This is a genomic window from uncultured Pedobacter sp., assembly GCF_913776295.1.
Lineage (GTDB): Bacteria > Bacteroidota > Bacteroidia > Sphingobacteriales > Sphingobacteriaceae > Pedobacter.
The window spans coordinates 21,874-34,119 of sequence record NZ_CAJYOJ010000030.1 but is presented as its reverse complement, the minus strand read 5'-3'; the positions used below and the strand labels follow the sequence as shown (position 1 = coordinate 34,119).

The 12,246-nt window shown below is 40.5% G+C and carries 8 protein-coding genes and 1 tRNA gene; 4 read left to right on the top strand and 5 right to left on the bottom strand.

Features of this window, described 5'->3' with window-relative positions; translation table 11 throughout:
* Positions 1–213: 213 nt before the first annotated feature.
* The 3 genes from QZ738_RS05490 to QZ738_RS05480 all read right to left on the bottom strand — a co-directional run bounded on the left by QZ738_RS05490 (position 214) and on the right by QZ738_RS05480 (position 2,600).
* Positions 214–287, bottom strand: a tRNA-Asp gene (locus QZ738_RS05490).
* Positions 288–390: 103 nt separating this feature from the next.
* Positions 391–1,464, bottom strand: a complete 1,074-nt coding sequence (prfA, locus tag QZ738_RS05485) for a peptide chain release factor 1 (protein WP_293785475.1) — start codon at positions 1,462–1,464, stop codon at positions 391–393.
* Positions 1,465–1,850: 386 nt separating this feature from the next.
* Entirely contained in the window at positions 1,851–2,600 is a 750-nt protein-coding gene (locus QZ738_RS05480; RefSeq protein WP_293785473.1) for a UDP-2,3-diacylglucosamine diphosphatase, read from the bottom strand.
* A 677-nt stretch (positions 2,601–3,277) separates the two neighbouring features.
* Between QZ738_RS05480 and QZ738_RS05475 the strand changes: the two genes are divergently transcribed.
* From QZ738_RS05475 to QZ738_RS05460, 4 genes are all read left to right on the top strand, one after another.
* Positions 3,278–5,404: a prolyl oligopeptidase family serine peptidase gene (locus QZ738_RS05475; protein ID WP_293785471.1), complete on the top strand. Its 2,127-nt coding sequence runs from the start codon at positions 3,278–3,280 to the stop codon at positions 5,402–5,404.
* Between the two features lie 10 nt (positions 5,405–5,414).
* Complete coding sequence (locus tag QZ738_RS05470; RefSeq protein ID WP_293785469.1) at positions 5,415–5,933, top strand: hypothetical protein; 519 nt, start codon at positions 5,415–5,417, stop codon at positions 5,931–5,933.
* A gap of 169 nt (positions 5,934–6,102) precedes the next feature.
* Positions 6,103–7,113, top strand: coding sequence for an NAD(P)/FAD-dependent oxidoreductase (locus tag QZ738_RS05465; protein WP_090983616.1), 1,011 nt, complete (start codon positions 6,103–6,105; stop codon positions 7,111–7,113).
* A 36-nt stretch (positions 7,114–7,149) separates the two neighbouring features.
* Positions 7,150–7,476 (top strand): 2Fe-2S iron-sulfur cluster-binding protein, encoded by a 327-nt coding sequence (locus QZ738_RS05460; protein ID WP_025141835.1) that lies wholly within the window; start codon positions 7,150–7,152, stop codon positions 7,474–7,476.
* A gap of 492 nt (positions 7,477–7,968) precedes the next feature.
* Here QZ738_RS05460 and QZ738_RS05455 read toward each other — a convergent pair whose 3' ends face one another.
* Together QZ738_RS05455 and QZ738_RS05450 are read right to left on the bottom strand one after the other, a co-directional pair.
* Positions 7,969–10,575 carry a glycoside hydrolase family 2 TIM barrel-domain containing protein gene (locus tag QZ738_RS05455; protein ID WP_293785467.1) on the bottom strand — a complete coding sequence of 869 codons (2,607 nt, stop codon included), beginning with the start codon at positions 10,573–10,575 and terminating at the stop codon, positions 7,969–7,971.
* Between the two features lie 323 nt (positions 10,576–10,898).
* Positions 10,899–12,224 carry an alpha-L-fucosidase gene (locus tag QZ738_RS05450; RefSeq protein ID WP_293785465.1) on the bottom strand — a complete coding sequence of 442 codons (1,326 nt, stop codon included), beginning with the start codon at positions 12,222–12,224 and terminating at the stop codon, positions 10,899–10,901.
* Between the last annotated feature and the right edge of the window lie 22 nt (positions 12,225–12,246).

Genomic DNA, 12,246 nt, shown 5'->3' with positions numbered 1-12,246 from the left:
TCCGCCGAATCCTTTAATGCTAAGATCAAGGCGCTAAGGGCCCAGTTCAGGGGAGTAAGAAATGTTGAATTCTTTATGTTCAGGCTATCAAAAATATATGCTTAAAATCCCCCCAACTTTTTTGCTTGATCCTATTGATCCTTGATCCAGAGTTGCCGCCACAGTCTGTAAAAACAAAAAAGCCTCAACTTTTGCAAGTTAAGGCTTTTGTTGCGGAATGGACGGGACTCGAACCCGCGACCTCCTGCGTGACAGGCAGGCATTCTAACCAGCTGAACTACCACTCCTTTTGTTCTTCTTTAAAGTTCGAACCTCTTCTCTCTTTCGAGGTTGCAAATATAGAGACTATATCTTAATTCGCAAATTTTTTTTAAAAAAATATCTAAATCCTTAACCCACAGCACCTTCCTGCATCTTCTCTGCATTTTCTGCAAATTGAAGTGCATCAATAATTTCCTGGATATCGCCATCCATAATAGCTGGCAGGTTATACATGGTTAAGCCGATGCGGTGTTCGGTAACACGTCCCTGAGGGTAATTATAAGTTCTGATCTTGGCCGAACGATCTCCGGTTGATACCATCGTTTTACGCTTGGCCGCAATATCACCATTCTTTTTTTGCAATTCAATATCGTAAAGTTTACTCCGCAACATCTCCATTGCAATTATACGGTTCCCTAATTGCGAACGCTCACGCTGACACACTACAACGATACCCGAAGGCTTATGTGTTAACTGCACCTTAGTCTCTACCTTATTTACATTCTGCCCGCCAGCACCGCCCGAACGTGAGGTCTGCAGTTCGATATCGGCAGGGTTAATATAAAGATCAATTTCTTCCGCCTCTGGCAAAACCGCTACAGACGCAGCTGAAGTATGCACACGGCCCTGGGTTTCCGTATCTGGTACACGCTGCACGCGATGTACACCACTTTCGTACTTTAACTGGCCATAAACATCCTCACCGCTAACCTTTAAGATAACCTCTTTGTAACCACCCGCTGTGCCTTCAGTTACATCAACCACTTCAACACTCCAGCCTTTGGTTTCAAAATAACGGGTGTACATGCGGTATAAATCGCCGGCAAACAAAGCGGCCTCGTCTCCACCAGTACCTCCACGGATTTCAAAAACCGCGTTTTTAGAATCTTCAGGATCTTTTGGAATTAACATCAGGCGGATATTGCTTTCCATTTCTTCCTGTTGTTTCAGCAGCAGGTCAAGCTCCTCTTTGGCCATTTCGCGCATTTCAGGATCCTTTTCAGTAGCTAAAATCTCTTTATTGGCATCAATATTACTCATTACATTTTTGTAGATTTTGTATTCATCTACAATCTTGCCCAAGTCTTTATATTCTTTATTTAAAGCCGCAAAACGTTTCATATCCTGAATAACATCCGGATTGCTCAACGATTCTTCTACATCTTCCCAACGCAGCTTTATAGCTTCTAATTTATCTAACATATTTATTCTTGTTAAAATTCCTGATGCTCGGCACAGGCCCAAAATTCAGGAAATGCAAAAATAGGGAAAAAAGATGAATTAGTTTGTTTGGGGAGAAGGGTTAATTGGTGAGCTGTTCAAATAGGTTAATTGTACAGCATTGAGCAAAGGAATGAATAAAAAGGAAAGTGGTTATATTACTGAATGTTTTGGAAATGAGCAGTTCCGATCCCATGGCGGCCAGCAGTCCCGCTATCCCTTCAAGTCCTCGCTACGCTCCGGGCTTTACGTTCTATCGCCTGCCCGTTGCAGGTGGGGGTTTAGGAACGAAGGGGCGGTGCATTCTACAACGAAAAGTAGCAAGAACATTAAAAAATATATGCATAGCTTTCCTAAAAACAAAAAAACTAGGGTTTTGGCTCATAGTATTCCAGTTTTAAATCCATTCCATCAAAAACCCCGTAAGAATTATAATTCAGCCATTCGCCAATATTTACGTACCGGCTACCATTGCCTAAATCAATATCAAGCGGCAAGTGTCGATGCCCGAAAATAAAATAATCGAAATGAGCTTTCTGTAATTGTTCCTTCGCATAAATGGCCAGCCATTCTCTATCTTCTCCTAAAAAAACTTCCTTTTCCGTTTGTGCTGCCCTGCTACCCTGGCTCCATGCACTCGCAATACCAATACCGAGGTTTGGATGCAAGCGGGCAAATAACCACTGGCAAAGTTTACTTCTAAAAATCTTTCTCAAAAATTTATATTTATGATCTCCCGGGCCCAAGCCATCGCCATGGTGCAGGTAAAATTTCTTCCCGCCACGCTCAATAATCAGTTCATCGCTGATGATCTCCATGCCAATTTCCTGAGTGAAGTAATTACGCACCCACATATCATGATTACCTTTAAAGAAGTAGATTTTTATACCAGCATCTGTCATTGCCGCCAATTTGCCCTGCAAACGAACAAATCCTTTGGGAATCACTTTAGCATATTCGAACCAGAAATCGAAAATATCGCCCATTAAAAACAACTCGCTACAATTTGGCTCAATAAAGTTCAACCAATCTACAATTCGTGCTTCACGGGCACGGCTTTCAGCGTAATTGGGCGTACCGAGATGAAAATCAGATGCGAAGTAAATATTTTTTGCCATGGATAATTCAAAGGTAAAGGAAAAAGCTTAAAGACTAAAGCTTAAAGGCCAAAGACAAAAGCATAAACACTAAAGATTAACATAACGGACCAAACTCTGCATAAATCTGTGTTTCCGTGGCAAAAAATTTAATGCCTTTAATTCCTCAATGATGAAAACCCCTAAGGAAAAAGTCTAAAGACTAAAGCAGAAAGACCAAAGACCAACATAGTAAACCAAACTCCGTGTAAACCTGTGTTTCCGTGGCAAGAACCTTGATGCCCTTAATTTCTTAATGGTGAAAACCGCCAAAAAAAAGCTTAAAGACTAAAGCTTAAACGCCAAAGACAAAAGCATAAACACTAAAGATTAACATAACGGACCAAACTCTGTATAAATCTGTGTTTCCGTGGTAAAAAAATTAATGCCTTTAATTCCTCAATGATGAAAACCACTAAGAAAAAAGTCTAAAGACTAAAGCAGAAAGACCAAAGACCAACATAATAAACCAAACTCCGTGTAAACCTGTGTTTCCGTGGCAAAAACCTTAATTCCCTTGATTTCTTAATGGTGAAAACCCCGAAAAAAAAAAGCTTAAAGACTAAAGCTTAAAACGCCTCAATCTGTAAAATCCTGAAATCTGTTTAATCACGCCAAAAGAAAAAAAGACATATATTAGTAAATAAATCTATTCCAAGATGAAAAAACAAATTCTATTAAGCTTATTTGCACTAAGCCTTTTTGCCTGTAACCAGGACAAAAAACCTGCAGAAAAAATAACATTGATGAAATATCCTGAAACCAAAAAAGACAGTACAAAAGATAATTATTTCGGCACCACCATTGCCGATCCTTACAGATGGTTAGAGAATGACACCTCGGCAGAAACAAAAGCCTGGGTAACTGCAGAAAACAAAGTCACTCAAAACTATCTTGAGCAAATTCCCTACCGTGCCGACATTAAAAAGCGCTTAACAGAATTATGGAACTATCCCAAAGAAAGTGCCCCCTTTAAAGTAGGTGAATATTATTTTTTCACCAAAAATGATGGCCTTCAGAATCAGAGTATCTGGTTTGTTAAAAAAGGGCTGGACGGCAAAGAAGAAGTTTTTCTTGACCCAAATACGATCACTAAGGACGGAACAGCGGCGGTTTCACTGCTCGGTTTCTCGCACGATAAAAAATATCTGGCCTATTCGGTTGCACAGGCCGGATCAGACTGGAGCAACATCTATGTAATGGATATTGCCGGCAAAACCAAATTAAGCGATGAGCTAAAGTGGACCAAGTTCTCTGGAGCGGCCTGGAAAGGCAATGGGTTTTACTACAGTAAATTTGACGAGCCTGCCAAAGGAACCGATCTTTCTGCGGCCAATAAATTCCAAAAAGTGTATTTCCACAAATTGGGCGATCAGCAGCAAAATGATCAGTTAGTTTTTGAAGACAAAACCAATCCAAATTTATATCTGGGTGCCACCGTTACTGAAGATGAACGCTTTTTAATAATTTATGCCAGTGCAGGCACCTCCGGCAATGCAGTGTACTATCAGGATTTAAAAACGCCGGATAGTAAAATTGACTTATTGATTAAAGGTTTTGAACACAACCACAGTGTTATTGATAATGTAGGCGATAAATTGCTGGTAAATACCGATCTGGGTGCCGAAAACAAACAGGTGGTTTTGGTCGATCCAAAAAATCCAGACTCCAAAAACTGGGAGAAAATCATTCCCGAATCAAAATTGGCTTTGGAGGGTATCGGAACGGGCGGAGGATTTCTTTGGGCAACCTATCTCAAAGATGCCAGCACCAGTATTATTCAGTTTGATTTAAGCGGAAAGAAAATTGGTGAGGTAAAACTACCGGCAATCGGAACCGTGGGAGGTTTTGGGGGGTACAAAGAGGATAAAGAATTTTTTTATACGTTCTCTAATTTTACTACTCCAGGCATCATTTACCGTTACAATGTAGACAAGGCTGAATCGGTTTTGTATAAAAAATCAGAATTGAAATTCGACACAGATGATTATGAAACCAAACAGGTATTTTATCCCTCAAAAGACGGCACCAAGGTCCCTATGTTTATTGTACACAAAAAAGGCCTCAAACTGGATGGCAATAACCCGGTTTACCTTTATGCTTATGGCGGCTTCCAGGTGAGTTTAACACCAGGATTCAGTCTTTCCAGGATGTTATTTCTGGAACGCGGAGGCATCTACGTTCAACCAAGCCTACGCGGAGGAAGTGAATATGGCGAGGCCTGGCACAAAGGCGGCATGTTAGCCAAAAAACAAAACGTTTTTGACGATTTTATTGCCGCAGCCGAGTATCTTATTAAAGAAAAATATACCAACCCAGCGAAGATTGCGATTTCGGGTGGCTCAAATGGCGGTTTACTGGTTGGGGCCTGCATGACCCAACGGCCCGATCTGTTTAAAGTAGCTTTACCTGCTGTAGGTGTTTTAGATATGCTCCGCTACCACAAATTTACGGTTGGCTGGGGATGGGCAGTTGAATACGGCACCAGCGATAAAAAAGAAGACTTCGATTACCTGATCAAATATTCGCCGTTGCATAATATAAAAAGTGGCGTGGATTATCCGGCAACATTGATCACGACAGCCGATCATGATGACCGTGTGGTACCTGCCCATTCATTTAAGTTTGCAGCAACGCTACAGGAGAAATACAAAGGTGAAAACCCGATTTTAATCCGGATAGAAACTAATGCTGGTCATGGGGCAGGCAAACCCACCACGAAACTGATTGAAGAAGCAACCGATGTGTGGAGCTTTGTATTTCAGAATCTGGGGATGAGTTGGTAGTCTGTCCGCGATGATGAAAATTCATAAAGAAATTAAAAATAATGAACTGTATTTGTATCAAAATGGAGAGCTTATTTACAAAAAATGGCTAACAACAGGTGAGTCGAAAATTTTTGATGTAATAGCCTATAACAAATACACCTTAGTAAGTTTTAATGAAATAAGGTATGAAAATTCAAATTTTTTAATTTCAGTAAAGGCCGAACTTGAATTGAAGTCAACAAATAATGAAGGAAGAAAGACAGGAATTATTTCAGGCTTCAGTCCCAATCATGTTTTCGAATATAAACAAAGTCAAATATTAAAAACCTTCATTGGAGATATTACTTTTAGCGATTGGCACAAGATAGAGCCCGGGGAAAAGAGGATCGTAAAAGTTAGGTTTCTTGATTTCCCCTCACTACACTCCTATCTAAGTTTGGGCAAAGTATGGCATATCCATGAAGGACAACGGGTTATTGGCACAGCTAGAATATTATCCTTTTATGATTCAGACATAAAACAAAACAATAATCCACTAAACCTATAGACCAATTATAATTTGTTTTAAACTACTAAAACTTCCCACTTTTTTTTTCAATTTAACTCAAAACATATAAAATACTGAATATAATGGGATTGCAAAATTATCTAGAATATTTCTAAATAGCTGATTTGGTACGACTTTATTTCGTAGCTTTGCGTCAAATTTTTCTTTAATGATCACTACTGATATAGCCGTTATAGGCGCTGGTCCGGTTGGTTTATTTGCCATTTTTGAAGCCGGTTTATTAAAAATGCGTTGTCATTTAATTGATTACCTTCCTCAGGTTGGTGGTCAGCTGTCTGAAATTTACCCTAAAAAACCGATTTACGATATCCCTGGTTATCCTTCTGTACTGGCTCAGGAACTTATCGATAACTTAATGGAGCAGGCCAAACCTTTCCATCCTACCTTTACTTTGGGCGAGCGTATTGAAGGTTTAGAAAAACGCGGTGAAGCCGATTTCGTTTTAACCACCAATATGGGTACTGTTATCGAAGCTAAAGTGGTAGTTATTGCCGGTGGTTTAGGCTGTTTTGAACCGCGTAAACCTGCTGTAGAAAATCTAGAAAACTTCGAAAATGGTAAAGGTGTAAACTATATGATCCTTGATCCGGAAAAATACCGCGATCAGAAAATGGTGATTGCCGGTGGAGGTGACTCTGCTTTAGACTGGACCATTTACCTGGCGGAAGTTTGTTCTGAACTGACTCTGGTGCACAGAAGCGAAAGTTTCCGTGGTGCCCCTGATTCGGTTGCAAAAGTAATGGCGCTGGCAGAGAGCGGAAAAATCAACTTGATTTTAAACAGCAACCTACAGGCCGTACACGGAACAGATAAATTGGAAAAGGTTGAAATTGTACAGAACCGTACCATGGAAAAAACAGTTGTGGAAGCCGATCATTTAATTCCTTTGTTTGGTTTAAGCCCTAAATTAGGCCCGATTGAGGACTGGAATTTAAACATCAGCAAAAGTGCAATTGAAGTAAATGTTGATGATTACTCGACCAATATCCCGGGTATTTATGCCATTGGCGATATTAATACTTATACCAACAAGCTGAAATTGATTCTTTGCGGTTTCCACGAGGCGGCATTAATGAGCCATAGTGCATATTCTTACATGAACCCCGGCGTGAAATATACCATGAAATATACCACTGTAAACGGAGTTTCAGAATTTTAAGCTTTCTGTTATATTTGCGATAAGAAAGAGAGCAAAATGGAAAACAACATTAATATATATATGCAGGAGCCGGATGGCTCGGTTACAGAACATGTAGCACCAACCGACATGGGCTTAAGCCTGATGGAGTTTTTAAAAGCATCAGAGTACGATATTCTGGCTACTTGTGGCGGAATGGCTTTATGTGCCACCTGCTGTGTGGATGTGTTGGAAGGCGAAGAAAAACTTAATGAAATGACCGACGATGAATATGCCATGCTGGATACTTTACCTGATCTTTTACCAAATTCACGTTTAGCCTGCCAATTGCAGTTAAACAACAATATGGACGGACTAAAAGTAAAGTTACACGGCGTAAGTTAGGTTGTAAAACATTTTATATAAAGAGGCGATGCGTAAAGTGTCGCCTCTTTTTATTAGCAGGGATTTGTAATGTCGACAGCATGAGATCTGGATTTGTAGCCAATACCAGGAGACTTGCATTTTTAATGTAGTTGAACAATAGTGGCGATAAAATCGTCTTTCTCAGCTACCCCTGGTTACGAACGAGGACAATAAGAATGAAAGCTGCTAACAGATTTGGGCGTTCCCTAAGCTGCGCAAAGGTCGGGCTTTTCAGGGCTCCGCTTTGCTCCGGTACCGATGAAGGACCGGTACTGAACCCTTACAATCCCTAACGCGGATCCCTCGCGATCTGGAGCAGCGCCCCCTTGTAGCTAAACCTGATCAAGCGGAAAGCCCGGAGCGCAGCGAGGACTTGCAGCGATAGCAGGGCTACCATCCGCCACGACAACAGAACCCATCATTTCCAAAAAACAATTAGGTAATCCATTTAAATTTGTAATACCGACTAACTTATTGAATATTTACCTTCTGCTTCTCTACATTCCAGCCGTACACCTCAACTGCCAAATTGCTTTGCTTTCCGGTATATTCTACTGCTACTGTTTTACTTTCGCCGGGTAAAATGCTTATATAGTTATCATCATAAAATGCTGGTAATATACGGCCTCCGGTATTGCCATTTATTAACGCAATGCGGTTAAAAAACGCGACAGGATTTCCAGCTGCATTACTTAAGGTAACCGCTACTTTTCCATTTCTCTGATCAATAGCCGAAACTTTTAATGGCGCCTTTCTGATATTTTTCAGTCCCGAATATTCACCGTCTTTTCCGGGGAGCCAGTAAAGGTTTTCGCTTAAAATATTCTGTTTCTGATCTAAAATTCTTAACGAAACAAAAACTCCTTCTTTTTTATCTAGCTTGGTCAAAAAGTCGTTCAAGGGAAAGAGTCGTCTTACTGAAGATGGACCAACCGAATTAAATACCTGAGAATAAAAATAATCTTTGCCCTCCATGTCATAAGCTTTCGCCTGTACCATCAGGTTATTTTTTGTAGAAAATCGATTGTTTACAATCGTTACCATACTATCCAAGGGATTCATCATCACATGCAAAGGCTCACTACCCTTTCTTAAGCCATATAAACAGGCATTTGGATCCAGGTAATAATCATACATCTGTCCGCGCAAGGCCGTCCAGGGGTTTTGCGTTTTCCAGATGATTGAACCGGTATACCAATCCCACATTTTGTTCGAGAAGCCTTCCATCAAAGCCCGGTACTGATCGTAATTGGCCAGTTGCGCCTTCATCGCAAAATCTTCTGCATTTTTTGGTTTACCATATGGATTCAGGTATTGCTCATATGAGATGTATTTGTGATAGTCCCATACCGAATCGGGTTTAGCTTTGTATTGCGGTGCAATCAGGTTTTCTTTGGGAATGAAACGGAGCAAAGAAGCATAGTCACCTACTCCTACAGAACCGACCTCGGAATTGTAAGGAAAAGTTTGCGTTCCCCAGAAAGTTTTAATGTCCTGAATACCGTAGGGCCCGTCGCCATTTCCGCCTATGGAATTGTACGACATTTCATCGCTGTTAGAAAAATCGAAAAATTTTCTGGTACCATCCAGGCGGGGAAGGATCTCATTTTTTAAGGGTTCCAAAATATCTTCCGGTGGGGTGATTTCGTTGCCTCCACACCAAAAAGCAAGCGAAGCATGATTTCGGATCATCTTGATCTGATCTTCCATAGCAGCTAAGGTGAGATGATGATCATCAGGATAATTTCTACGCGTCCATTGGTCTTCCTTTTTCATCGGGTCTACCCAGCGGCCGTTACAATCGCCACTGAACCAGAAATCCTGAAAAACCAATAAACCATATTTATCGCAGGCATTGTAAAATTCAGGCCTTTCCAGAATTGCCCCACCCCAGATTCTGATCAGGTTGAGGTTCATATCTTTATGATAACGTACTTCAGCATCATAACGGGCGTCACTAAAGCGTAACATCGCATCACTGATGATCCAGTTACCTCCTTTAATAAAAATTTTTTGCCCGTTTACAAAAGCACCCGTACTCCTGGTATGCTCATTCCAGATGTTGTCAATCTGGCGCACACCCACTTTAAGCTGCTCCTGATCCAATACCTGATTGGCCGCTACAAATTCAATTTTTAGATCATATAAATTCTGCGGTCCATATCCACTCGGCCACCATAATTTAGGGTTTTCGAGCTTCAAATCAGGAAATTTAACTGTAGTTGTTTTATTTGCTGCAATGGTTGTTAGTTGTTTAATCAAATTCCCGTCTATTTGATACTGCAAAGTACCTGAAACAGGCTGATTAGTGGGGTTTTCAACTTCGACTGAAACTTTAACCGTAGCCGGGTTTTGCTTGCCTTCCGGCGAACGTTTACCCGGCACCAAAGTGATTACCCGTGGATTTTGAATGTTGATGCTTTTGGTTTTCTCGATGGTTACCTTATCCCAGATCCCTGTATTACGATCGCGGGTGGGCTGGATCCAATCCCAACCGGCAGTATACTGGGTAGTTAAACCTTTGGCTATCGTTCCATCGCCGCCCTGTCCACCATTTGGGTTTCCCGGAAAATCCGGCGGATAAACAATTACAGCAAGCCTGTTTTTTCCATTGGGAGATAACAATTTTGTAATGTTATACTGCGCCCTGAGGTGCATGCCCACCTGCGTTCCCGGATTGACCTTTTTCCCGTTCAGATAAATTTCAGCTTTATAATTTATCCCCCTAAACTGTAGCCAAACCTGTTCTTTGCCCACTGCCTGCTCCTGAAAATCTTTTACAAACCAATAGGTATAATAATCGTTGCCTGTTTTGTATACATCAGGAATCTTTTCGTTATTCATCCCGTAAAATGGATCAGGAATTTTTTTGTTGTTCAACAAAGTGGTCAAAACCGTTCCCGGAACTGTAGCCGGCAACCAACCATTAATCGAAAAACCCGTTTCTGAGATTTCTAAGCCAGAAGCATTTGCATCTTTAATGTTGCTGCATACCCAGCCCGAATTAAGCTCGTAACGTTGTTGCGCATTTATAATTAAGACTTTACAGCATAGGAGCAGTAGAAATATTTTTTTCATTTATTGTTAAATAGAATTAAGAAGATTTTCTGAATTGAATATATACTTACGATTTCCCCGCAATAGATTTTCGCACTAAAAATAAAACGTTTCATGAATATTTTGACTTAAAAGGGTCAAAAAAAGCATTGAATTTGAATAAAAGCACTGGATTTTATCTGGTTTTGGAATAAAAAGGCTATTAAGCGCAAGCGGCCGCAATGAATAAAATGATTGATCTGAAATTATAAGGTAGTATTTACCATGTCAGCACATTTTAAGCTTGCTAACCTTAAAATTAATTTAATAAAAGATCCTTAACTGCGTTCAGGAGGTCAATTACTTTACCCAATCTCCAAAACAATCACCTGATCTGGTGCTGAGGCGATAGGCACCTTGGTAATTGATAATTTCGCCTTCTTAAAGGTAAAACTTACCAGGCTTTTATCTTTTAGCAGATACGCTTTTTTGATGGTTTTTACCGGAACGTTTTCCAGATCAAGCTTAGTGGTTTTGCCATCTAAAATGTGAATATAAATTTTCTTATCAGTCTGCGTAATACTTCCCCAGCTTTGTGGTTTAATAAACCCTGCCTTTGTACCATAAATGCTTTCGCCATAAATTTTAAGCCAGGCGCCTAAACCTGCCAAACGATCCTGAAACTCGGGCTGAATTTTACCGCTTGGCATCGGACCAATGTTCAGTAAAAGATTGGAGCCTAAACTTGCTGCTTTAACCAACATATGAACCAGTTCTTTATCCGATTTGTAATAGGTATCGCTCAGATTATATCCCCATGAATTGGAAATGGTTTCGCAGGTTTCGAGGGGTAGCTTATCGGATGCTTTCTGAAAACTTAAACCAGATTTATTCTCGCCGGGAAGATCACGTTCAAACATCTGAAAATCTTCACCTGCAAATGGCGTTAAGTGGTGGTTATTCCCAATCATGCATTGCGGCTGCAACCTGTGGATCAAACCATATATTTCATTGTATTTCCAGTCAATCCTGGAAGTTCTGTCTTTTGATCCTTCTGGCTCGGTCTGATCCCAATGCCCATCGAACCAGATTCCGCCGATTTCGCCATAATTAGTCAATAATTCGGTCAGCTGGTTTTTCATAAACTGTAAATAACTGGCATAATTACCTTTTCCGGTGCGGCCGGAATTTTGTCCTGTACGACCAGTTTCATGTGGATAATCATCCCTGCGCCAATCTAAAAGTGAATAATATAAATACAGCTGTATACCCTGTTTATGGCATTCATCAGCCATCATTTTTACAATATCTTTTTTATAAGGGGTATTCATGATGTTGAAATCAGAATATTTGGTATCCCACATGCTAAAGCCATCGTGGTGCCTGGTAATTAACGTAATGTACTTCATTCCGGCATTTTTTGCCATGCTTACCCATTGTGCGGCATTAAACTCAACAGGGTTAAAAAAATCTTTAAGGTTGGTATAGTTATGAACGGTCAGCTTTCTCTCGTTCATTACCCATTCGCCACTTCCGGGTACACTAAAAGGCCCCCAGTGAATAAATAAGCCAAACCGGGCATCATTAAACCATGCCCTCTGTTTCAAATTAGCAGCTGTTGGTGTGTAATCCTGCGCCTTTAACTGTAAAGCAATAAATAGCACAAGGCCTAGTAAGGTCAATTTCTTCATGAGGATGAATATAGGTTGTTTA